Source organism: Acinetobacter sp. A2 (genome assembly GCF_012371325.1).
Lineage (GTDB): Bacteria > Pseudomonadota > Gammaproteobacteria > Pseudomonadales > Moraxellaceae > Acinetobacter.
Map to the genome: position 1 here is coordinate 21,685 of NZ_JAAZQX010000003.1, position 23,405 is coordinate 45,089.

The window sequence follows — 23,405 nt, forward strand, 5'->3', positions numbered from 1 at the left end:
TTCTGCGGGCAGTATTCTTTATTTTTTATCTATTTTCTTTATTTTAAGCCGTGTAAAATTGGCTATAGCGCCATGAAATTGTCAGACAATGTCATGGTTATGTGATCTGTTTCGCAGTAAAAAAGTCAGATGCTTCGTTTGGGACTGTGGTGTTACAGTAAGTTTGCTGCTCAATACTTATGCTGTAGCTGTAAATCATACAGTCCTGAACTTCATCGCTGCATCTTATAAAAACAAGATAGGAACAGTATGCAACAACAAGAATCAGAGAGTTTGTCGGAACAAATAGCCCAACATATTGCTGAGCAAATTATTAGTGGTGATTTGGTTGAAGGTGAGCGTATTCAGGAACTGCGCATTGCCAAAGAGCTAGATGTCAGCCGTGGATCGGTGCGTGAAGCGTTGTTGTTATTGGAACGTACCCATCTAATTGAAATTTTTCCGCGCCGTGGGGCAATGGTGACAGAAATGTCGGCACAGCAAGTGCGGGCGTTATTTGATAGCAGCAGTTTGCTGTTGGGCTATATTGTGCAACGCATTGCCGATACGTGGCGCATAGATGAAGCTGAAATCTTACAGCAGCTTTTGCTGCAGTTGGCAGAGCAATGTCGTTTGGGCAATACCGAAAAATTTTATGATTTAATATTTCAATATTTGGCACAGCAGCCCGACATGGTTGGCAATATCTATTTGATGAAGTTTTATCAGGAATTGTTGCCTTCACTAAGACGTAGCTATTTTTTAACCTTAAATACCTCGCGTCGGGAGTTACAAGAATCTTTGGAATTATTTAAACTGGTGAGTGATGCAATTTTAAGCAGAAAATCACAACAAGCCACTTTATTTATGGAAGATTTTTGCCGACACTTGCGCAACTTGGTGTTGGAATCTCTGACCCGTATGAAACAGATCGAGCTTGCCTGGGCAAGACGTTCACGCCGTTAATTGGGACATTATGCGTTTAAGCAGCTTAAAACTTTCTGGCTTTAAATCTTTTGCCGACAGTACGACCTTACATTTTAAAGCCAACCGTACCGCTGTGGTGGGGCCAAATGGCTGTGGTAAATCCAATGTGATTGATGCCATTCGTTGGGTGATGGGTGAGTCCAGCGCACGTCAGCTGCGTGGTGGCAGTATGCAGGATGTCATTTTTACGGGAACCGCCAAGCGTAAACCAGTGGGCGTGGCCAGTGTAGAACTGCGTTTTGATAATACCTACGGCAAATTAGGCGGTGCCTATAATGCCTATAATGAACTGTCAGTCCGTCGACAGGTCAACCGTGATGGCAAGTCAGAATATTTTTTAAATGGTACCAAATGCCGCCGTCGTGACATTACCGATATTTTCTTAGGCACAGGTCTAGGCCCACGTTCATATGCAATTATTGAACAGGGCATGATCAACCGTTTGGTCGATGCCAAACCTGAAGAAATGCGGGTGTTTATTGAAGAAGCCGCAGGTGTGTCACGTTATCAGGCGCGTCGTCGTGAAACCATGTTGCATTTGGATCACACCACACAAAACCTTGCGCGTTTGGAAGATATTGCAGCTGAACTCAAATCACAGCTGAAAACTTTAAAGCGTCAGTCTGAAACAGCCATTCAGTACAAAGCACTTGAGAGTGAAATTCGTACCATTAAAGTAGAAGTGCTGTCTTTTCAATGCGAACACAGTGCACGTTTACAGCAAGAATATACCTTGAGTATGAATGAACTTGGGGAAAGCTTTAAACTGGTACGTTCGGAGCTGACTACTTTGGAACATGATTTAACTGCAACCAGTGAATTATTTCAGCGTTTAATTCAGCAATCGACACCGTTGCAGCAAGAATGGCAGCAGGCAGAAAAAAAACTGGCTGAACTCAAAATGACACTGGAACAAAAACAAAGTCTGTTTCAGCAAAATACTGCAACCTTATCGCAGTTAGAACAACAAAAAGCACAAACCAAAGAGCGTTTGCAGTTAATTGAATTGCAGCTAGAGACTTTGTCCGATCAACAAGATGAACAGCAGCGTAATGTGCAGCAGCAAGATCAGTTAGCGCAGCAACATCAACAGCAGTTGCAGGATTTAAAAGCCCAGCAAAGTGGTCAAACCGAGCAGTATGCACAAATCAAGGCACAAGTAGAGCAACAACAACAAAAACATGTGCAAATGCAGGCACAAAGTGAGCAGCTTGCCAAAAATATCAGCCGCATTGAACAGCAAAAACAAACCTTGACTCAGCAATTTGCTCAGATTCAGCAGCAGGATGGGCAAGACAACCTGCAGCAATTACACGATGAAAAGCAGCGTTTGCAGATGGAATTAGGCGTTTCAGAACAGCTTATTCAGGAAACTACGCTGCAACTGAGTACATTGCAGGCACAGTATCAATCGCATCAAACACAGTGTGCAGCGCTGAAATCCGAAATTCAGATTTTGCAGTCTGAGCAGAAAAATCTAAATCAATTGCTCATTAAGCAAAGTCCCAAAGTGGCAAACGATGTAGTGCAGTTGATGCAAGTATTACAACTTGCAGATACAGCCAAAGCACATGCCAGTTTGATTGAAAAGTTTTTATCTAAATGGCTATCTGCACAGTTGGTCGATTTAAATAGCGCCTTTCAAGACAGCTGCGCACGTCAGTTAAAAGTAAATGCTGTTACAGATCACCAAACATCGGCCATGCAATTGTCTGGCTGTGAATGTTTAAGTGACTGGATTACTGCACCACAAAGTTCTTTGTGGCAGCAGGTTGCGATTGCAGAAAATTTATCACAGGCTTTGGCTTTGCAAACGCAATTGCAAGCAGGGCAATCTATTTTAAGTTTAGATGGTTATCATGTTGGCCCTGATTGGGTGATTGGGCTGTTTTATGATGAAGCCGCGCAGGCGGGGCAAGGGGCGCTCAGCCATCGGATTCGTTTGGATGAAATTGAGCAGGCTTTAGCGCTGCAATTGCCGCAATGGCAACAGGCAGTGCAGCATTTACCCGAATTGCAGCAACAATTACAACACATACAACAGCAATTGCAGCAGCAACAGCAGGCGTTGAAACAGCAGCAACTGGCTGTACAGGCAGTGGATGTGCAAATTGCGAAAGCCGAAAGTGCAGCGCAGGCCTTTGCTGTACAGCAACAGCAGTTGCAAAATCAATTGGCACAGTTAGATGAGCAACTTGAAGAAGATGCCATGCAAAAAGATGATCTGGAAATTGATTTGCATGCTTTGGCATTTAAACTTGAGCAGGCTTTGCCGCAATATAAAACCTTGCAATTTCAGGTCGAGCAGCTGAATGAGCAATTTGATACAGCACAGCAAACTTTTCAGCAGCAGCAACAAGAGCTAGAGTTGCTGCGTCGTCAAGCAGTGCAAACCCAGCAGCAGACTGAGTTATTGGAAAAAGATGCCACTTTCTTAAAAGCACAATATCAACAGATTGTGGCGCAAATGGAACAAGCCAAAAAGTTTGTCGATCCAGTCCAACTAGAATTACCTGCGCTGGAAACGCAGTTTTCCGAGCAGCAGCAACAGACTGAAAAACTGCAAAAAACTTGGCAGGAATGGCAAGTAGAATTGAACAGTGTGCAGTCCAAACAGCAGCAATTGACCGAACAGCGCCAGCAACAGCAGCAGCAAGATGAGCAGCTACGTGCACAGCTTGAAGAAAAGCGTTTGGCGTGGCAGTCGGCCAAGTCGGACTATCAGCATTATTCTGAACTGTTAAAAGATTTAAACAGTGAAATCATTACTGGTTTACAAATTGATGTGACTGCACATCAGCAGAAGCTGGCCAAAGCGCAGCAGCAGTTTGATAAATTGGGTGCAGTCAATTTGGCAGCTTCGGAAGAATATGAAGAAGTATCTGCCCGTTTTGAAGAATTAAGCCATCAAATTGAAGATTTGGAAAATACTGTGTCGCAGTTGCAGGCGGCCATGAAAAGTATTGATCAAGAAACCCGTAAATTGTTTATGAGTACTTTTGATCAGATCAATGCCGAATTGCAGGAGCTGTTTCCAAAAGTCTTTAATGGCGGTGAAGCGAGTTTGAGTTTGGAAGATGATTGGCAGTCTGGAGTAAAATTAATGGCACGTCCGCCAGGCAAGCGCAACAGTTCCTTAGCTTTACTTTCTGGTGGTGAAAAAGCACTGACTGCGTTGGCATTGGTTTTTGCAATTTTCCGTTTAAATCCAGCGCCATTTTGTGTGCTCGATGAAGTTGATGCACCGCTAGATGATGCCAACGTGGGACGTTTTTGTAATTTAGTAAAAGAACTTTCTGAACAAGTCCAATTCATTTACATTACACATAATAAACTTGCTATGACGATGGCAACCGACCTCTTAGGTGTTACCATGCCTGAACCGGGAACCTCAAAATTAGTAACCGTAAATTTAGAAGAAGCCGCAGAATACGGCCTAGTCGCGGAGGCATAATATGGAAATCACCACAATCGTTGGAATTGTCATCGCTATTATTATCATGGCGTTTGGTTTAAAAATGATTCTGAAAAAACCAGCAGATTCAGCGCCGTCATTGGACTCTGAATTGCAGTTTAATGCAGATAGTCAAAAACCAATTATTCCACGGCATGTACGTGATCAATTGCAGAGCGACGCCACTCCAGTTCGGGTAGAACCGACTTTGACTGCAGATGCCGTTCATGAACCCCCAGTTTCTGCCAAGACTGAACCACAGGCATTTTCTGATGATACTGCAGATAAAAGTACTGAAGCGACTCAATCTACGGCAAATCTACAGACCGATGTGTCAGCTCAAGATGCCTCTGAAACGACTGCTCAGGTAACGACTGAAACAGCGCCAGTAACTGCCGATGTCGCTGAGCCAAGCACTGCAACAGTATCGACCACATCTAACACGACCGAATATTCATTGTCAGATGAAATTCAACAGGTAATCGCAGAAACTGAGCCAAACACCAGTGAACAGGCCAAAACATCAAATGAATACAGCCTGAATCAACACATTGAAACTGCGGAAATTTCAGAATTTAACGAAGAAAGTAGCATTTTAGATTCGCACTTGCATGAACAAAAAATCATGGATGAAGAAAGTGCTTTGGCCACAGCGGAATCTTTTATTGCGCTGAATGTATTCCCAGAGCGTCGCATACTTTCGGGTGATAAGGCCTTAAAAGTATTAATGAAATACGGTTTGCGTTTTGGTGAAATGTCATGTTTCCATCGTTATAACGAAGATGGCACTAAGCTATTATTCTCTGTGCTACAAATTAATGATGAAGGCGCAGATGGCTTTGATTTAGAAACGCTATCGACTGAACAGGTTAAAGGTTTGGCATTTTTCCTCGCTTTACCGCATAGCGATGTGCAAAATGCTTTTGACACCATGGTTAGTATTTCGGGACTGATTGCGCGTGAAATTGATGGTACGGTCTATGACCAAAACCATTTGGAATTTACCCCACAATTACGTGAGCACTGGCGTCATCAAGCGATTGATTATCGTGCGGGTCAGGCAAGTCATAGCTAACATGCTGCATTTTTGCGCAGTGTAAGCTTAATTGCGTAGAGTATTATTAATCAAAGTGATCTGAGATAAATTGCAACTTAGGGCAGGCATTTTTATAATGCTGTCAGCAAAATGGTAGCCTCGGCTACATAGAAACAGAAGGGCGGAACAAGACCGCCCTTTTTTATGGTGGAAAATATGTCTGTAGATTTAACTGTCGTGGCGCAAATGCGTCAATTGATTCAACTGCTTGCCAAGCACAATCATGCCTATTATGTGATGGATCAACCGACAATTACAGACAGTGAATATGATCAGCTTTTCCATCAGCTCAAAGCGCTAGAACAGCAATATCCAGATTTGGTGCAGCCTGATACCCCAACCAATAAAGTCGGTGGTACGCCTTTGGCGAAATTTACCAGTGTGACGCACACTGTACCGATGCTGTCTTTAGGCAATGTTTTTAATCAGGAAGAATTATTTGCCTTTGCACGACGTGTTGAAGAGCGCTTGCCTAACCAAACTATTGAATACGATGTTGAACTCAAATTTGATGGTCTGGCCATTTCGCTTTGGTACGAGCATGGGGTATTGGTGCGTGGTGTGACCCGTGGTGATGGCGAAACTGGAGAAGATATTACCCACAACGTCAAAACCATCCGTAATTTGCCTAAAGTCTTGAGTGCGGATGCAACTGCCATTCCTGAATTTTTGGAAGTGCGTGGCGAAGTGCTAATGCCAAAACTTGGCTTTGAAAAACTTAACGCTGCCAATACAGCCAAAGGTGAAAAAACTTTTGCCAATCCACGTAATGCGGCAGCGGGCAGTTTACGTCAGTTAGACCCGAGTATTGCCGCATCGCGACCTTTGGCATTCTATGCTTATGGTATTGCGCAATGTGTACCGCATCATGGGCAAAGTACCATGTCAGACAGTTTAACGTGGTTGGAACAGTTTGGTTTTGAAATTGGTGAACGTCATTTTGTTTGCAAGAGCATTCAGGAAGTTCAAGCCGCTTATGAACAAATTAACCTTGAACGCCCGAATTTAAGCGTTGAAATTGATGGCATGGTGGTCAAGGTCAATGAGCTGAAACAGCAACAGCTATTGGGTTTTTTAAGTCGTGAACCACGTTGGGCAACCGCTTATAAATTCCCTGCCGTGGCGGCTTTAACTACTATTGAAAATATTGACTGGCAAGTAGGTCGTACAGGTACGCTAACCCCTGTAGCGCGTTTAAATCCAGTCGCAGTGGGTGGTGTGACAGTATCTAATGTGACCTTGCATAATATTGGTGAAATCCATCGTTTAGATGTGCGTTTAGGCGATACTGTTAGCGTTTACCGTAGTGGTGATGTGATTCCGAAAGTGGAAAAAGTCTGGCCAGAATTCCGCCCTACAGATGCGCAGGAAGTCCATTTGCCAGAGCAATGCCCAGTGTGTGATTCACCTGTGGTGATGCCTGAAGGTGAGGCGTTGGCGCGTTGTTCAGGCGGTTTGTATTGTGCAGCACAGCGTATTGAAGCGATTCGTCATTTTGTATCGCGTAAAGCCATGGATATTGAAGGTTTGGGCGATCGTTGGGTCGAATCCTTGCTGCACTTGAATTTACTGCAAAATGTAGCCGATATTTATCATTTGCATGAACACCGCGATGCTTTGCTCAGCATTGAAAAAATGGGTGAAAAGTCAGTTCAGAACCTGATTGACTCGATTGAAAATAGCAAAAAAACCACATTGGCTGCGTTTATATATGCTTTGGGGATTCGGGGTGTGGGCGAAACCACAGCACGCATGCTTGCCAATACTTTCCAGACTTTAGAGGCTTTGCGTAAAGCTGACCTAGAAGCATTAAAGAAAACTCCAGATGTGGGGGACATTACCGCAGAATGGATTTTAGACTTTTTCCAAGCACCGCATAATTTAGAAGTATTGGACCGATTATTGGCAGCAGGCATTCATTGGGATGCTCCGATAGCACCAACACGCCAGCCGTTAAATGGTGAGAGCTGGGTGATTACGGGTACTTTAAGCCAAATGGGACGCGATGAAGCAACCCAATTATTGCAAGCGTTGGGTGCACGGGTCAGCGGCAGTGTGTCGGGCAAAACCAAATGTGTTGTGGCTGGTGAGAAAGCTGGCTCAAAGCTAGAAAAAGCCGAGAAGTTGGGTGTGCAAGTGATGAATGAAGCTGAGTTTATTCAGCTCATGCAAGAATATGGTGTGCTTGAATAAGCATGATTCATGCGCATTTTATCTGCTTAAAAACAAAGGCACTTCCATGATGAAGTGCCTTTGTTTTATTAGAAAAGTTGATGATTTAGCGTTTTTTGACAATCCCGTCATCAATCAATTGCTGAAAGTGCTCTATCAAACTGGTTTCAATATTGCGGTAGTGCATGCCCAATTCACGCTGACTTTTTTCCGCATTAAAATAAATTGGGTAGCCCATATTCAGTTCCACAAATTTACGGGAAAAACCAAGTAAAGGACCAAAGGCTTTAAAGGCAAATTTAGGTAACTGATTACGTGGGAACGGATATTTACGTCCAAAATGCTGTGCCAAAATTTTGCCCATTTCCAGTAAGCTGAATGTACCACCACTAATAATATAGCGACCTTGCGCTGCAGGGTTGAAAGCGGCTTGAATGTGGGCATCGGCAACATCACGTACATCTACAATACCATTCCACATGGCTGGCACACCTGCTAGCGTTAAGCCATTGGCAAATTGCAAGAGAACCTCCACGCTGCCCGATTGCGTGTTTTTGGTTAAGGATGGCCCGAGCACCAAAGCAGGGTTAATACAGACCAAATCCCAGCGTTGCTGTGCTTGTACCATTTCCCAAGCTTTACGTTCTGCTGCTACTTTTGAATAAGGATAAGGCTGATGTTCAGGACTACTGGTCGTATTCCAATGGCTTTCATCAAAACGGTTGTGTGCAGTCTTTAAAATATCAATCGCATCACCATAGGTTGCGGCAATACTAGAGGTGACCACCACACGCTTTACCGATGCAGTACGGTTAACACTGTTTAAAACATTTTCGGTGCCAATCACCGCAGGTTCAATAATGTCTTTTACTGCGTCTTTATAATTGGTGACCACAAAGGGTGAAGCCATGTGCAGCACAATTTCACAGCCCTGCATGGCGGCATCAAACGCACCATCTTCAAGTAAGTTGGCCTGAAATAATTGCAAGCTGCCAGTGCTGTTGGCTGCAATATCGGTCAGGTGCTGAAAACTGTGGGTTTTGTTGAGGTCACGGACTGTGGCATGCACTTGATGACCTTGCTCCAATAAGTTTTTAATCACCCAACTGGCAATATAGCCTGTTGCGCCTGTGACTAAAATGGGTGCAGAGGGATTTAGATTTGTCATTATTTTACGTAAGTGATGGAACTTGTGGCTATGATAATGCAGCTGGGTTTTAAAATCCGCTTTTTGGGTATTTTTCACAATATCCGAACGTCAAAATGAGTTTTCATTCTGTATTTACAAAATGATGCAAAATCATTGTGTTGTCATTTTTATTGCACCGTTTTTCCAAGCGTTTGTTTTATATATGGGAATTTTTAAACTAAATTGCAAATGCGTATGTTTCTCATTTTAATTTTATAAAAATCATAGGTTTACAATAATTAACTTTTGCAATTTAAACCGAATATGTCCATAATGACTAGATCAAGAAAGGGAGTGAAGCAAATGCGTGGCAATCCAGAAGTCGTAGACTATCTAAATATGTTGATCGGTGGCGAACTGGCTGCTCGCGATCAATACCTGATTCATTCGCGTATGTATGAAGATTGGGGCTTAAGCAAAATTTTTGAGCGCATTGACCATGAAATGCAGGAAGAAGCGCAACATGCAGATGCCTTGATTCGCCGTGTGTTATTCCTTGAAGGCACACCGAATATGCAACGTGATGATGTTGATGTGGGCGAAGATGTGGTGTCTTGCTTAAAAGCCGATTTAAAACTGGAATACGAAGTGCGTGAAAAATTGGCGCAAGGCGTAAAATTGTGTGAAGAAAAAGGCGACTATGTCAGCCGTGATATGTTGCGTCAGCAAATGAGCGACACCGAAGAAGACCACACTTACTGGTTAGAAAAACAATTACGTTTAATTGAGCTGATTGGTTTGCAAAACTACATTCAATCGCAAATGTGATGTAAACAAATACCCCAAAGCCCGATCTATTCAGATCGGGCTTTTTTATCTGTGTTTTAAATTGAACAAGCTATGATGGCTGAGCAGATTGGGTATACTGAAGCTATTTTTCAATTTGAGAGTAAGCAGCGTGCAACAACAAATTTTATTGATTACGGGCTGGGGCGGTGGCACTGCTTTATTGAACCCATTGCAGCAAGCTTTGATTGCACAAGGTTTTCGGGTTGAACTGATCAATATTTTTAACGCTGCCGATGCACAAGTGTTACAGCAACAGGTGGAATTGGCACGCCAGTTTGATGTGATTATGGGCTGGTCACTCGGCGGTCAATTGGCAACACTACTGGTCGATGCGATTGCCCATCAATATGCAGAATATAAAACCTTAATCACGATTGCGTCTAATCCGTGTTTTGTGGCACACGCAGGGTGGGATACCGCTATGCCTTCAGCGACTTTTACTCAATTTAAACAATCTTTTGAACAAGACCCAATTCTGACGTTAAAGCGATTTGGTTTTATGGTGTGTCAGGGTGTCAGCAGCAGTAAAACCGATTTGCTGCAATTGCAAAGTTTGGTGCAGGCACAGCCTCAATCTTTACTCAAACACGGTTTGGCTTTACTGGAAAACCTAAACTTGGTGAATAAGCTACAACAGTATGTAGGTCAGCAGTACCATATTTTTGCCGAGCAAGATGTTTTAGTTGATTGCAAAGTTGCTACTAAACTTCAAAATTTAGCTGCAAAGTTCTTAAGTGTAGATGTTATATCAGGCTCGCATGGGCTGCCATTGTTCCATGCAGATGAGCTGACTAGCAAAATCTGCCAATATTTACAGAAAAATCCGTCAACTCAGGGATAAGTGACAAATCTCGCAATTTATTTTGCAGGCAGACAGGTTTAAGATTTACGACAGCTTAGTTTTGTAATTTCAAGGATGAGGACAGGATGACAGAACAGATGGATTTGGTTTTTGATCGTGAACATCTTTGGCATCCTTATACCTCTATGACTCAGCCGCTGCCGACTTTCAAAGTAAAGCGGGCATTTGGCAGCACCATTGAACTTGAAGATGGTCGTCAATTGATTGATGGTATGTCATCGTGGTGGTGCGCGATTCATGGTTATAATCATCCTGAACTGAACCGTGCTGTCACAGAACAACTCGACAACATGGCACATATCATGTTTGGTGGTTTAACTCACAGCCCAGCCATTGAACTTGGGCGTTTGTTACTGCAAATCACGCCACCAAGTTTAGATAAAATTTTTTATGCAGATTCAGGTTCAGTTGCGGTAGAAGTCGCCTTGAAAATGGCCGTGCAATATTGGACTGCACAAGGCAAGCCTGAAAAAACCAACTTTATTACCACTCGTTCTGGCTATCATGGCGATACATGGAATGCCATGTCAGTCTGTGACCCTGTCACAGGGATGCATCAGGTTTTTGGCTCAAGTCTGGCACAGCGTTATTTTGTTTCCGCACCGCAAGTCGCATTTGATCAAGAGTGGAATCCTGACGATATTGCAGAGCTGGCGCAAAGTTTGGCAGACCAGCATCACAATATTGCTGCCATGATTATTGAGCCAATTGTGCAAGGTGCAGGCGGTATGCGCTTTTATCATCCCGAATATTTGCGTCAGGCTAAATTGCTCTGCGAACAATATAATGTTCTGCTAATTTTTGATGAAATTGCTACAGGGTTTGGGCGTACAGGCAAGCTCTTTGCGTGGGAACATGCACAGGTCGAACCCGATATTATGTGCATAGGCAAAGGACTGACAGGCGGTTATATGACTTTGTCTGCAACCTTGGCCACAAAACAGGTGGCAGAAACGATTTCGCAAGGTGAAGCAGGTGTGTTTATGCACGGCCCGACCTTTATGGGCAATCCATTGGCCTGTGCGGTTGCGCTAAAAAGCACTCAATTATTATTGTCACAAGACTGGCAAGCCAATATTCAACGTATTCAGCAGCAACTTGAACAGCATTTAACGCCATTAGCGAATTTGGCATGGGTGCAGGATGTGCGGGTACTTGGTGCTATTGGTGTCGTGGAGTTGAAACATGCGGTAGATATGCAACGTCTACAACAACAATTCGTGCAACGTGGTATTTGGGTACGTCCATTTGGAAAATTGGTATATGTGATGCCACCGTATGTGATTACAGCACAAGAGTTGGATACGTTGTTGCAGCAGCTGGTAGCCGTAGTGTGTGAAATGCAGGAAGCAGACGCATGAATTTACTTGACCACTACGCAGAACAGCTCGATCAACTTCGTCAGCAAGGTAATTTTCGTCAATTTCGCAGTAATCAGCAACACGGCAAAATGATTGAAATTCAGCAACAACACATGCTGAACTTATCTTCCAATGATTATTTGGGTTTGGCCTCTGACTTGCGCTTGCGTGAACAGTTTTTTGATGAAACGCCAAATACTGAACGCTTGATGAGTGCATCTTCATCACGTTTGTTAACAGGAAATTTCCCTGCCTATGAACAGCTTGAAGCCGAGCTGAGTCAATTATTTCATGGACGTGCCGCCTTGCTGTTTAACAGCGGTTATCACATGAATATTGGTATCTTACCCGCCTTAGCAGATGCAAAAACGCTCATTTTGGCCGATAAACTGGTACATGCCAGCATGATTGATGGGATTCGCTTGTCATCTGCCAAATATTTGCGTTATCGCCATAATGATTTGGCACATTTGCAGCAATTGCTCAGCCAATATCATGCCGATGATAATTATGAACGCATTATTGTGGTGACCGAATCCATTTTTAGTATGGATGGCGATGAAACTGATTTAGCCGCTTTAGTGGCGCTTAAACAGCAATTTGCCAAAGTCATGTTATATGTAGATGAAGCACACGCCATTGGCGTACGTGGCGTGCAAGGTTTAGGTTGTGCTGAACAATATGGCGTGATTGATGCAATTGATTTTCTGGTCGGGACTTTTGGTAAAGCCGTTGCTTCGATTGGGGGATATTTGATTTGTGATCCGATTATCCGTGATTACTTAATTAATCGGATGCGTCCACTAATTTTCAGTACCGCACAACCACCTGTTTGTATGGCATGGACACAATTCATGCTCAAGCACATTGTGCAAATGCAGGCACAGCGTCAGCATTTGGCTGCCTTGAGCCAATATATGCAGCAGGGGATTCGTGCACAAGGCTTTGCGTGTCCATCTAGCTCACAAATTGTTCCTGTGATTATCGGCGACTCCAGTGCAACCGTAACTAAAGCTCAACAATTACAGGCCGCAGGTTTTTATGTGATGCCTGTGCGCCCACCCACCGTACCGCAAGGCAGTTCACGTTTGCGCATTTGTTTAAATACGCAATTTGAAACAACAGACTTAGCGCCGTTGCTGAGCATGCTTTGAGTATCTTGGCATGAGTATAGATAAAGCACAGGTCGCACAGCGTTTTGCCCGGGCACATGCAAGTTATAAATCGCATGCGGTGGTACAGCAGCAAATTTGTCAGCATTTAATCACTAAAATGCAGCAATGTTTTGTGCAGCACTCAAGTCATACACAGCCTTGCACAGCACTATCGCATGTACTTGAAATCGGTTGTGGTTCAGGCAATTTGACTGACTTGTTGTTAAGCAAGTTTGATATTCAGCAGCTGACTTTAAATGACTTATATACTGAAGTTTTACAGCCTTATCTGCACTTGCCGCATACAACAACACACATTCACGGTTTAATTGGCGATATTGAACAGTTGGCTTTTCCTGAGTCGTTGGATTTAATTTGTTCCAGTTCAGCCCTGCAATGGGTTGAAGACCTAGCTGCGTTACTACACAAGGCCCATCAAGCGTTAATACCACATGGATATTTGTGCTTTTCGACATTTGGCCCTCAAAACTTGATGGAAATGAAGCAACTAACAGGGCAGGGCTTAGACTATTTCAGTGCAGCTGAGTTACAACAACTGCTGCAACAGCAAGGCTTTGAAGTGCTACATTGTTCAGAGCAATTACAGCAACTGAATTTTCAGCATCCCAAACAAGTTTTACAGCATTTAAAAGCCACAGGGGTGACAGGCACCGCGCAAGGTCAGCGTTGGAGCAAAGCCAGTTTAATGCATTTTTATCAGGGCTATGAACAATTTAGTCAGCAGCATCCCACCCTGCCAAAAAGCTATACATTGACCTATCATCCTATTTATTGTCTTGCACGGAGAATGCCATGACCGCCCAAGTGTACTTTGTCAGTGGTATAGACACAGGTATTGGTAAAACTTATGCCACAGGCTATTTGGCCAAGACCATGAATGCACAAGGCATCCGTACCATCACTCAAAAATTGATTCAAACGGGCAATCAGCATATTTCTGAAGATATTGAGCAGCACCGTAAAATTATGGGCAGTGAATGGTTACCTGAAGATGATGACAAGCTGACCATGCCTGAAATTTTTAGCTATCCTGCTTCACCGCATTTGGCGACACAAATTGATGGTCGAGAGATTGATTTTGCCAAAATTGCAGCAGCAACTGAACAATTGGCAGCCAAGTATGATGCGGTGTTATTAGAAGGTGCAGGTGGTTTAATGGTGCCGCTGACCACAGATTTACTCACCATCGACTATATTGAGCAAAAACAATATCCTGTTATTTTGGTGAGTTCTGGGCGTTTGGGTAGTATCAACCACACTTTGCTCAGTTTGGAAGCTTTAAAAACACGTGGTTTGAACTTGTATGCACTGGCCTATAACTTAAATGATGAATTGCAAGACCCTTTAATTTCGCAGGATACTGCCAAGTATTTAAAAAATTATTTGGCTCATAGCTTCCCGAATGCACAGTGGATTGAGATTCCTGTATTAGCAGCTGCTGAATTTTGATTTGAAAAGCTTTAAACAGCAGTCTGAATGTACTTCAGTCCAAAATGCAAAAAGCCACTGTGAAAGTGGCTTTTTGTTGCGTATTAAGTTTTCAGTTTTGATATTGAAAGCTTAAAACTTTTTAAAGCTTTTATTGCCAAACGGTTTACGTGGTGCATTTTCGTCACGGCGTTCACGGTTGCCATAACTGTTACCGTCTTGGCGCTGCTCACGATTGCCGTAGCTGTTACCGTCTTGGCGACGTTCACGGTTGCCGTAGCTATTACCTTCTTGACGATAGTCACGGTTACCGTAGCTATTGCCATCCTGACGGCGTTCACGCTGAGCATATTGGTTGCCTTCACGACGCTCACGGTTGCCATAGCTGTTAGCATCCTGACGTGGTTCACGGTTTGCATAGCTATTGCCATCTTGACGACGTTCACGCGGTGCTACAAAACCTGTATTTTGCGCAGCTTCTTCGGTGTCACGGCGTTGCTGACGCAAGAAACCACCACGACGTGCTGCTAATGGTTTTTCCTGCATACGTTCATTGCGGCGTTTTGCCATGCCATACAAACCTGTGCCTTGACGTGGTTTAAGTTCTACCGCTTTGGCAAGGTTGTCGATGTCATTTTTATCTAATTCCATCCAGCGACCTGTACGCAATTCACGCGGTAAAATCACGGTACCGTAACGAGTACGTAATAAGCGGCTGACTTTCAAACCTTGTGATTCAAAAATACGGCGAACCTCACGGTTACGACCTTCTTTAACCACCACTTGATACCAGCGGTTAATACCATCACCGCCAATTTCAGAGAAAGATTCAAACTTGGCAGGGCCGTCATCTAGCACGACACCGCGCAGCATGTTGTTTTTCAGTTGTGGCGTCACTTCACCCATAACGCGAACCGCATATTCACGTTCAATTTCGTTAGATGGGTGCATTAAACGGTTGGCGAGTTCACCGTCATTGGTAAATAACAATAAGCCTGTCGAGTTAATATCCAGACGACCAACCATCACCCAGCGATCATTTGCAATTGCAGGTAGGTTGTCAAATACAGTTGGGCGCTGTTCTGGGTCATTGCGTGAGCAAATTTCGCCTTCTGGTTTGTAATAAATCAGAACACGACGACGAATTTCATCTTCAATTTGGAACTGAACTTTACGACCATCGATGCGAAGCTCATCACCTGGTTCGATTCGTTCACCCACTTGGGCAACTTGGCCGTTGACACTCACACGACCAGCGGCAATGACTTCTTCCATATAACGGCGAGAACCCAAGCCTACTCGTGCGAGTACCTTTTGCAACTTTTCACTCATGACAGCACAACCTTAGAAATGATCATCAACAGTTTACCTATTCAAGACACAGACGCAGATGCATCGAGTGCCATGAAAGCTTCCTTGGCATCCTGTAGGGGAGGCAATTGGCTTAAGGAATTCAAGCCAAACGCATTTAAAAATTGGGGCGTTGTAACTAACAACGCAGGTCTTCCTGGGAGTTCTCGAAAGCCAGATTCCTTAATCCAGTTCCAGTCAAACAATGTACGTAAAATTTGACTATTGTTTGATACTCCGCGAATTTGTTCAATATCTGCACGGGTCACAGGCTGGTGGTAGGCAATCACGGCCAATATTTCCAGCATAGAGGGTGAAAGTCTAGTCGGACGTTCAGGCCACACCTGTGTGATAATTGTACGATACTTTGCCCGTACCTGAAAACGAAAACCTTGAGCGGTTTCGATCAGTTCAATCGAGCGACCATGTTGTAGCATGGCAAGTTGTTGTAAAAACTGACGTAATTGTGTTTTGCTATATTTATCCTGAAAGGCTTCTTTTAGGCGCGCCAAAGACACTGCGCTATCACTGGCAAAAATAATAGCTTCAAGTTGCATTAGCAATTCATGCTGTTGCTCACCTTCAGACAGGTTTGAAACAATCTGTTCTGAGTTCATGCCTGCGCCCCTTGAATACTCAATGGTGCTTCAATACCACTGCTCACAATGCATACCTTCTGCTGGCGAGTCAGTTCTAAAATAGCCATAAACGTCACCACCATACCCATTCGCCCCTGACTTGGCTTGAGTAGCGCATCAAAACTGAGAATTTCACCCGAGGCGAGTTTAGCTTCAATAAACGCAATTCGTTCTTCGAGCAAAACAGGTTCTTGCAAAATTTGATGGGTCACAGGTTCAGGACGGTTAAAAATGCAGAACAACGCATCACGTAATTGATCGGCCGCATAGCCGACATTATTCACAGCAGTGTGTCCTAAGCCAACATTGGTGGCAAAGGTATCACGTTCTAAAACTGGCATTTGCCCAAGGCGTTCCGCCGCTTGCTTGACTCTTAAATATGTTTCTAGGCGGTCAATCAGTTCTTGTTTCGGGTCTTTCTCAATTGCACTGGCGCTTGGTGCTTTTGGCAATAACAGCCGTGATTTTAAGTCGGCCAATAGTGCAGCCATCACCATATAGTCAGCAGTGAGCTCAATATTCAGTGATTTCATAGCATCCATATACGACAGATATTGCGATGCAATAGGGGCAATATCTAACTGGAGTAAATCGAAGCCATTTTTTTGAATCAGGTAAATCAGAAAGTCGAGTGGTCCTTCGAAATGCTCTAACAGAATTTCAAATGCTGCAGGAGGAATATATAAATCCTCTGGAATCGACTCTTGCCATTCATCTAACACACGAATGTGTTGGGCAGGTTCCATCGCATTGTGGAGGGATTGATTCATTACAGTATTGGGCCACGCGAATTTTCAAAAGCATGCAAACGCTATTTCCGCTTTAGATAGGAGGAGCGGTAGAGAAATAGCACAAAATTAATAGCGGCTAGTCTAAAGGATATCGTGGTTGAAATAAATCTGTTCTACAACCAAATGTCAAAAAAAGCCAAAAATAAATAGGGGTATTTTCTTGGGTGATGATGTCACGAAAATAATAAATACAATGTGAATCAAGGAGTGCTTATTCAAAAGCACTCACATCACCCACACCACGACGCATAATTTGCGGGCTGTCACCCGACAAGTCCACAATACTGGTGGTGCTGAGTGTGCCTAAGCCACCATCAATCAGTACGTCTATGCGTTTACTGAGCTGTAAATCAATCTCGTAAGGATCATCTAATGGGTCTTCCTGACCTGGTAAAATCAGGGTGCTGGTCAGTAAAGGTTCACCCAGCTCTTTCAGCAGCATGCGGCAAATTGGGTTGCTTGGAATACGCAAACCAATAGTTTTTTTATTCGGATGCATTAAGCGACGTGGCACTTCACTGGTCGCAGGCAAAATAAAGGTCGTTACCGCTGGGGTATTGTTTTTTAGTAGACGATACATGGCATTGTCTACTTTGGCGTAGGTGGCAATATCCGATAAATCGGCACAAATAATGGCGTACTGGTGTTTGGCACCTAAACCACGAATTTGTGAAATGCGCTCCATCGCATTTTTGTTACCAATCTGGCAACCAATTGCATAGGCAGCATCGGTTGGATAAACCACCACATCGCCCGCGCGTATGCGTTCAACCGCTTGGCTGATGAGACGCGGCTGCGGATTTTCAGGATGTACTCTTAAATGCAACATATGAATTCCCTCAGTGCGTAATTGTGTTCGTCGCTTCATTATGAAAGGGGATGGATGTCACTTGCAATCATTGCCCCATGCTTTATTGCATTTAATCTAGATTTTTACGTTCAAATTCTTCAATTTGTAATGTTTTGCCACCTCGGGTGCAGTAACAAATACATTCAATCAAGCGTTTTGCATCGCGTGGTAATTTGGCTTCGCCATTAAAATAACGCTGCACTTGTGCAAAGACATTGTCTTTAAAAGTGCTGCCATCTCCACCTTCACCCGTCAGGTTGTCTAAAGACACGCGGAATTTACGCCCAAACGCTTGAGCAAACAGCCATTCTATTGCCTGCGGCTTTATTTCGACTTGTTCAAACAAGGCTTGTTGTTCTTGAGTGCGACCATCGGGGGCATACCAATAGCCTAAATCGGACAATAGGCGGCGTTGTTCACCTGCAATGGTCCAGTGGCTAATTTCATGCAGTGCACTATTAAAGAAGCCATGCGCAAATTGAATTCGTGCAGGTTGGTCTGTTGTTGCAGGAAAGTACTCAGGTTCAAAGTCACCTTTGACCAAGTTCACATTTAGGTGGGAAAACCAGTGATTAAAGTGTAAGATGAGCCAGTCCACCTGTTCCGCTTCTGTATTCAGTTTGGCCCAGTCCGAGAGTTGCACTTGGGGGGGCGAAGTGTCAGAATTGGTGGTTGGAAGTGTGCTCACAAGTGATGAAAAATTCACTTCTGTTTGCGGCTGCAACAGATGCATGACTGTGTTACCCAAAATTGGTCTGTCTAAATAAGTACAAAATTGTATCTTAATCTTTGACAGAGTACTGATGAATTTGTAGAATTGCCGCCTTAATTATGTCAGCAAATACCTTTCCGGCACAGATTGAGCCGTTTAAATGGGCTGAACAGGGCTTTACATGGTCAGGTAACCTGCCATTGTCTCGCTTTGCTCGTATCGCCCGTGAAGCTGTTGGATCAATTGATGATCAATTGGTTAACATAGACTGTAAGCTATCAATGGATGCGTATCATCGCATTGCATGGCTAGATGGTCATATTGAAACGAAAGTTCCAATGGAATGCCAGCGTTGCTTGGGTTCTGTAGAAATAGACCTCGTTTCAGATTTTCATCTAGCTCTTGTGGATGATGAGTCACTGATAGAGCGCTTGGATGAGGATGCTGATTTCATTGTATTAGGTGAAAGTGAAGCCACCAGCAAAGGCGATTATGACTCGCCAGCGACGGCTAATTTACTGACACTTATAGAAGATGAATTGTTATTGTTGTTGCCTTTATCTCCTAAGCATGATGCTTGCGAGCATAAGCATCAACCTGCCATTCAGAACATTGCTGAAGAAAAACGTGATAATCCGTTTGATGTTTTGGCAAGTTTGAAAGGTAAACTTAACTGAAAATTATGTTATAATTTCCAGTTAAGACAACTCAATTTGTTCTGATCCATTTTTTCGATCTTTGTAAGGAGCCATCATGGCCGTTCAGCAAAACCGTAAAAGTCGCTCTCGCCGTGACATGCGCCGTTCACATGACGCTTTAACCGAGAATGCATTAACTGTAGACCAAGCTACTGGTGAAACTCATCGTCGTCACCACGTAACTAAAGATGGTTTCTACCGTGGTCGTCAATTATTCGCTAAAGCAGCAGATGCTGAATAATTGGTGATGTATTAAGCGTCAAGCTTAGTAGAAAAAATGGGAGCGTAAGCTCCCTTTTTTTGTGCCCGATTTTTGTTGTATTTGGCAATTACTAAAAGCAAAATTAAGTGTTAAATTTTCGCTCCATAACTGAGCTTACATGAGAAGGTGTGGATTGTAGCTGCTAAAAACTACAATTTGCGCATCTTAATTAAAGGATTTTTTATGTCTGCTAAACGACTCGAGCAAGCAGCTCAAGCCACTAAAACTGCATTTGTCTTTCCTGGTCAAGGCTCACAAAAAGCCGGTATGTTGGCTGAGCTTGCAGAACAGTTTAGCGGTGTGCGCGAAACATTTGCAGAAGCCTCTGAAGCAATTGGCTTTGACTTATGGCACATTGCACAAAGTGGTGAAGGTTTAGACCAAACAGAATTTACTCAGCCGGTATTACTCACTGCAAGTATCGCATTATGGCGTGAGTGGTTAGAGCTGGGTGGTGTTGCACCAAAATACTTGGCAGGGCACTCATTAGGCGAATACAGCGCATTGGTTGCAGCAGGCAGCCTAAGCTTGGGCGATGCAGTCAAATTGGTGAACTTACGTGGTAAGTTAATGCAAAATGCTGTACCACAAGGGCAGGGCGCTATGGCGGCTATTTTGGGTCTTGAAGATGCCAAAGTGCTAGAGCTATGTGAACAAGTCAATGTACAAGGTCGTGGCTCGGTAGAAGCAGCGAACTACAACGCGCAAGGCCAAGTCGTGATTGCAGGCGATAAAACTTTAGTCGAAGCTGTGATGGCATTGGCTAAAGAAAATGGTGGCAAAGCTATTGCACTGCCTGTATCTGTACCTTCGCACTGTTCATTGATGAAACCTGCGGCAGAACAGTTTGCACAAGCTTTGGAACAAACTGCCATTGAGCTACCGCGTATTCCTGTAATACAAAATGTCAACGCTGGAATCGCGGCAGATGTTGCGCAATTAGGTCAGGCACTTACTGCGCAATTGTATCAATCGGTGCAGTGGACACAAACTATGCAATATCTACAAGATCAAGGTATTGAATATATCGTGGAATGTGGGCCAGGCAACGTATTGGCGAATCTTGCGAAGCGTTTACCGAATATCGAAAAAGCATTCCCACTCGACACACAAAGTCGTATGGAAGATGCGCTAAATGCCATTTTGGTGGCAGAAGGGAAAATTGCATGACACAAGAACGTAAAGTTGCATTAGTCACAGGTGCAAGCCGAGGGATTGGTGCAGCCATCGCTCAGCAACTTATTCAAGACGGTTTTTTTGTGGTAGGTACTGCCACTTCTGAAGCGGGCGCAGAAAAATTATCGGCAAGTTTTGCAGAAAACGGTGCAGGTAAAGTTTTAGATGTTCGTGATGGTGCTGCCATTGATGCCTTAGTTTCTGACATTGAACAAAGCTATGGTTCAGTTTTGGTATTGGTTAACAATGCAGGCATCACCAAAGATAATTTGTTACTGCGTATGTCAGAAGATGACTGGGATGACATTCTCAATATCCACCTGAAAGCAGTTTACCGTTTATCTAAACGTGTCTTGAAAGGCATGACCAAAGCACGTTTTGGACGCATTATTAATATTAGTTCTGTGGTGGCACATTTTGCGAACCCAGGACAAGCCAACTATTCTGCGGCAAAAGCTGGTATTGAGGCATTCAGCCGAAGCCTTGCTAAAGAAATGGGCAGTCGTCAAATTACAGTAAACTCGGTTGCGCCGGGCTTTATTGCAACTGAAATGACAGATCAGTTAAGTGAAGAAATTCGCAAAAAAATGAGTGAGCAAGTGGCATTAAACCGTTTAGGTGATCCACAAGATATCGCAAATGCAGTGAGTTTCTTGGCTTCTGACAAAGCTGGTTACATCACTGGTACAGTGTTACACGTAAATGGTGGTTTATACATGAGCTAAGCTCAAGTATAAACTTTCAAAATTTTATAGATTCAATTAAACTAACGGCATTAAAAACGCCACAAGCAATGAGGAGAATTCCTGTGAGCGATATCGAACAACGCGTTAAACAAGCGGTTGCAGAACAACTTGGTCTTAAAGCTGAAGAAATCAAAAACGAAGCATCTTTTATGGATGACTTAGGTGCTGACTCTTTAGACTTAGTAGAGCTTGTAATGTCTTTCGAAAACGATTTTGACATCACAATCCCAGACGAAGATTCTAACGAAATCACAACAGTTCAATCAGCAATTGACTACGTAACTAAAAAACTTGGTTAATTGTTGATTTCAGCACTGCTGAAATGAAAGCCACCGCAAGGTGGCTTTTTTATGTGCTGGAGTTTTAAAATGAAACATGAAAAACGGCTTGTTTTTGAATATGTGATGCAGTTTACATTTTGTTACCAAGCTAATGTCTAATCACAACCGAAGTGGCTTATTTTTTAGTTATAAATAAATGAGAACATCGTGCTCATGCAAATGAGTGACGCTTTATAACAGCAGAAAAGAAAATAGGAGCACCTCATGGGTCTTTTTGATTTTGTAAAAGGGATTGGTAAGAAAAACACAGCACCTGCAGAGCCACAAGCTGCACCAAGCACACCGGCAGAACCTTCTGCACAAGAAATTGCCAACAAACTTTTGGGGCATGTAAAAAGCTTAGGTTTGCCAATTACAGGTTTATCGGTCAGCTATAACGCAACGACAGACTTAGCTACGGTGCGTGGACAGGTAAATAGTCAGGCAGACCGTGAAAAAATTGTTCTTGCGGTAGGTAATATTGACCACGTTGCACAAGTAGATGATCAACTCACTGTTGCAACACCAGAGCCAGAAAGCAAGTTCTACACAGTAAAATCGGGCGATACTTTGTCTAAAATTTCTAAAGAATTTTATGGCGATGCCAACCAGTACAACAAAATCTTTGAAGCTAACCGCCCATTGCTGAAAAATGCCGATGACATTTTCCCAGGGCAAGTGTTGCGTATTCCTGCTTAAAACTAGGCAATCTAAAAAAAGGCGCAATATGCGCTTTTTTTGTGGGGAGTTATTGATCCATCCAAATACTAAATAAAAACAGTGAAAAACCCAAGACTAAAAATAATTTGGCAGATGCTTGAACAAGGGTAAACACGGTGGAATCTTTAGGTTGTGGATTCAGTAAATGGTCTTCTGAATTGTAAACATGCACAACTCTTGCGCCTGCGGCATAACCAACTTCTGATATTGCCCGAATTTCTAAATGGCTGAGTGGATGATCAAGTGGTTCTTTGACTTGTAACAATAGAATAGATGCAGGCTGATACCACGGACGTTGGGCTTGTTTTAACAAAGTCTTTAGGGTGAGTACAGTTGCATCAAAATCTGCAATAAGCGTTTGTGAATGCTCATGCTCCAAATGGGAGTGTACAGTTGTGATTATATTTTGCTGCGGATGTTCAAGCAGATGCATGTGTTTGCTGTATAGGTGTACCCACACCGCTCTAGGGTGTTGTTTTAAATGATGATCTAGCATATTTGTAACCCCCACCTATAAATATTCGTTATTTTAACAGCACAATTTTTGTATGCTTATAGCTTTTTATGCCTAATGATATGGATTAACTAAATTTTTCTAATTGCTCTAGTGATGAGCGCCTTATCATTATCTAAATGTCGTTTTTAAAGTG

22 protein-coding genes and 1 pseudogene are annotated in these 23,405 nt (G+C 43.3%); 16 read left to right on the plus strand and 7 right to left on the minus strand.

Annotation, left to right across the window (positions count from 1 at the left end; translation table 11 throughout):
- Nucleotides 1–249 precede the first annotated feature (249 nt).
- The 4 genes from HHA43_RS01990 (at nucleotide 250) to ligA (ending at nucleotide 7,709) form a co-directional block, all read left to right on the plus strand.
- The gene (locus HHA43_RS01990; RefSeq protein ID WP_168461231.1) at nucleotides 250–945 is read left to right on the plus strand and encodes a GntR family transcriptional regulator; all 696 of its coding nucleotides are present in this window, start codon (nucleotides 250–252) and stop codon (nucleotides 943–945) included.
- A gap of 10 nt (nucleotides 946–955) precedes the next feature.
- Nucleotides 956–4,420, plus strand: coding sequence for a chromosome segregation protein SMC (gene smc, locus HHA43_RS01995; RefSeq protein ID WP_168541607.1), 3,465 nt, complete (start codon nucleotides 956–958; stop codon nucleotides 4,418–4,420).
- Nucleotide 4,421: 1 nt separating this feature from the next.
- Entirely contained in the window at nucleotides 4,422–5,495 is a 1,074-nt protein-coding gene (locus tag HHA43_RS02000; protein WP_168461227.1) for a cell division protein ZipA C-terminal FtsZ-binding domain-containing protein, read from the plus strand.
- A 177-nt stretch (nucleotides 5,496–5,672) separates the two neighbouring features.
- The gene (gene ligA / locus HHA43_RS02005; protein ID WP_168541609.1) at nucleotides 5,673–7,709 is read left to right on the plus strand and encodes an NAD-dependent DNA ligase LigA; all 2,037 of its coding nucleotides are present in this window, start codon (nucleotides 5,673–5,675) and stop codon (nucleotides 7,707–7,709) included.
- An 85-nt stretch (nucleotides 7,710–7,794) separates the two neighbouring features.
- On the opposite strand, the gene HHA43_RS02010 is transcribed toward ligA, so the two are convergent.
- Nucleotides 7,795–8,856 carry an SDR family oxidoreductase gene (locus HHA43_RS02010; RefSeq protein ID WP_168541611.1) on the minus strand — a complete coding sequence of 354 codons (1,062 nt, stop codon included), beginning with the start codon at nucleotides 8,854–8,856 and terminating at the stop codon, nucleotides 7,795–7,797.
- Nucleotides 8,857–9,180: 324 nt separating this feature from the next.
- On the opposite strand from HHA43_RS02010, the gene ftn reads away from it, so the two are divergent.
- The 6 genes from ftn to bioD all read left to right on the plus strand — a co-directional run bounded on the left by ftn (nucleotide 9,181) and on the right by bioD (nucleotide 14,513).
- Nucleotides 9,181–9,645 (plus strand): heteropolymeric bacterioferritin subunit Ftn, encoded by a 465-nt coding sequence (gene ftn / locus HHA43_RS02015; protein WP_168418812.1) that lies wholly within the window; start codon nucleotides 9,181–9,183, stop codon nucleotides 9,643–9,645.
- A 130-nt stretch (nucleotides 9,646–9,775) separates the two neighbouring features.
- Complete coding sequence (locus HHA43_RS02020; protein WP_168418813.1) at nucleotides 9,776–10,507, plus strand: hydrolase; 732 nt, start codon at nucleotides 9,776–9,778, stop codon at nucleotides 10,505–10,507.
- A 98-nt stretch (nucleotides 10,508–10,605) separates the two neighbouring features.
- Nucleotides 10,606–11,889: an adenosylmethionine--8-amino-7-oxononanoate transaminase gene (gene bioA, locus HHA43_RS02025; RefSeq protein ID WP_416240597.1), complete on the plus strand. Its 1,284-nt coding sequence runs from the start codon at nucleotides 10,606–10,608 to the stop codon at nucleotides 11,887–11,889.
- The gene (locus HHA43_RS02030; RefSeq protein WP_168418815.1) at nucleotides 11,886–13,043 is read left to right on the plus strand and encodes an 8-amino-7-oxononanoate synthase; all 1,158 of its coding nucleotides are present in this window, start codon (nucleotides 11,886–11,888) and stop codon (nucleotides 13,041–13,043) included. The genes bioA and HHA43_RS02030 overlap by 4 nt, the downstream gene beginning before the upstream one ends.
- Before the next feature lie 10 nt (nucleotides 13,044–13,053).
- Complete coding sequence (gene bioC / locus HHA43_RS02035) at nucleotides 13,054–13,860, plus strand: malonyl-ACP O-methyltransferase BioC (RefSeq protein ID WP_168541615.1); 807 nt, start codon at nucleotides 13,054–13,056, stop codon at nucleotides 13,858–13,860.
- The gene (bioD, locus tag HHA43_RS02040; RefSeq protein WP_168525107.1) at nucleotides 13,857–14,513 is read left to right on the plus strand and encodes a dethiobiotin synthase; all 657 of its coding nucleotides are present in this window, start codon (nucleotides 13,857–13,859) and stop codon (nucleotides 14,511–14,513) included. Before bioC ends, bioD begins: the two co-directional genes overlap by 4 nt.
- Before the next feature lie 438 nt (nucleotides 14,514–14,951).
- On the opposite strand, the pseudogene rluB reads toward bioD, so the two are convergent.
- The 5 genes and pseudogenes from rluB to HHA43_RS02065 all read right to left on the minus strand — a co-directional run.
- A pseudogene (rluB, locus tag HHA43_RS02045) lies at nucleotides 14,952–15,824 on the minus strand (23S rRNA pseudouridine(2605) synthase RluB); the annotation flags it as partial.
- Between the two features lie 41 nt (nucleotides 15,825–15,865).
- Nucleotides 15,866–16,459 carry an SMC-Scp complex subunit ScpB gene (gene scpB, locus HHA43_RS02050; protein WP_168525103.1) on the minus strand — a complete coding sequence of 198 codons (594 nt, stop codon included), beginning with the start codon at nucleotides 16,457–16,459 and terminating at the stop codon, nucleotides 15,866–15,868.
- Nucleotides 16,456–17,250, minus strand: a complete 795-nt coding sequence (locus HHA43_RS02055) for a segregation and condensation protein A (RefSeq protein WP_178319277.1) — start codon at nucleotides 17,248–17,250, stop codon at nucleotides 16,456–16,458. The genes scpB and HHA43_RS02055 overlap by 4 nt, the downstream gene beginning before the upstream one ends.
- A 232-nt stretch (nucleotides 17,251–17,482) precedes the next feature.
- Nucleotides 17,483–18,100 carry an L-threonylcarbamoyladenylate synthase gene (locus tag HHA43_RS02060; protein ID WP_168418820.1) on the minus strand — a complete coding sequence of 206 codons (618 nt, stop codon included), beginning with the start codon at nucleotides 18,098–18,100 and terminating at the stop codon, nucleotides 17,483–17,485.
- Nucleotides 18,101–18,191: 91 nt separating this feature from the next.
- Nucleotides 18,192–18,854, minus strand: a complete 663-nt coding sequence (locus HHA43_RS02065; protein ID WP_104853112.1) for an elongation factor P hydroxylase — start codon at nucleotides 18,852–18,854, stop codon at nucleotides 18,192–18,194.
- Nucleotides 18,855–18,952: 98 nt separating this feature from the next.
- Here HHA43_RS02065 and HHA43_RS02070 point away from each other — a divergent pair, with 98 nt between their 5' ends.
- The 6 genes from HHA43_RS02070 (at nucleotide 18,953) to lysM (ending at nucleotide 22,734) form a co-directional block, all read left to right on the plus strand.
- On the plus strand, nucleotides 18,953–19,510 hold the full coding sequence (locus HHA43_RS02070) for a YceD family protein (RefSeq protein ID WP_104853113.1): 558 nt from the start codon (nucleotides 18,953–18,955) through the stop codon (nucleotides 19,508–19,510).
- 76 nt (nucleotides 19,511–19,586) lie between these two features.
- Nucleotides 19,587–19,772 (plus strand): 50S ribosomal protein L32, encoded by a 186-nt coding sequence (gene rpmF, locus HHA43_RS02075; RefSeq protein WP_000290730.1) that lies wholly within the window; start codon nucleotides 19,587–19,589, stop codon nucleotides 19,770–19,772.
- A gap of 204 nt (nucleotides 19,773–19,976) precedes the next feature.
- The gene (gene fabD / locus HHA43_RS02080; RefSeq protein WP_168541619.1) at nucleotides 19,977–20,963 is read left to right on the plus strand and encodes an ACP S-malonyltransferase; all 987 of its coding nucleotides are present in this window, start codon (nucleotides 19,977–19,979) and stop codon (nucleotides 20,961–20,963) included.
- Nucleotides 20,960–21,694: a 3-oxoacyl-ACP reductase FabG gene (gene fabG / locus HHA43_RS02085; protein ID WP_019837736.1), complete on the plus strand. Its 735-nt coding sequence runs from the start codon at nucleotides 20,960–20,962 to the stop codon at nucleotides 21,692–21,694. Before fabD ends, fabG begins: the two co-directional genes overlap by 4 nt.
- A gap of 83 nt (nucleotides 21,695–21,777) precedes the next feature.
- On the plus strand, nucleotides 21,778–22,014 hold the full coding sequence (acpP, locus tag HHA43_RS02090) for an acyl carrier protein (protein WP_001279871.1): 237 nt from the start codon (nucleotides 21,778–21,780) through the stop codon (nucleotides 22,012–22,014).
- Nucleotides 22,015–22,260: 246 nt separating this feature from the next.
- Nucleotides 22,261–22,734 (plus strand): peptidoglycan-binding protein LysM, encoded by a 474-nt coding sequence (gene lysM, locus HHA43_RS02095; protein ID WP_168418821.1) that lies wholly within the window; start codon nucleotides 22,261–22,263, stop codon nucleotides 22,732–22,734.
- Nucleotides 22,735–22,783: 49 nt separating this feature from the next.
- Here the strand turns inward: lysM and HHA43_RS02100 are convergent, their stop codons facing one another.
- Nucleotides 22,784–23,251 carry a hypothetical protein gene (locus HHA43_RS02100; protein WP_168541621.1) on the minus strand — a complete coding sequence of 156 codons (468 nt, stop codon included), beginning with the start codon at nucleotides 23,249–23,251 and terminating at the stop codon, nucleotides 22,784–22,786.
- Nucleotides 23,252–23,405 lie beyond the last annotated feature (154 nt).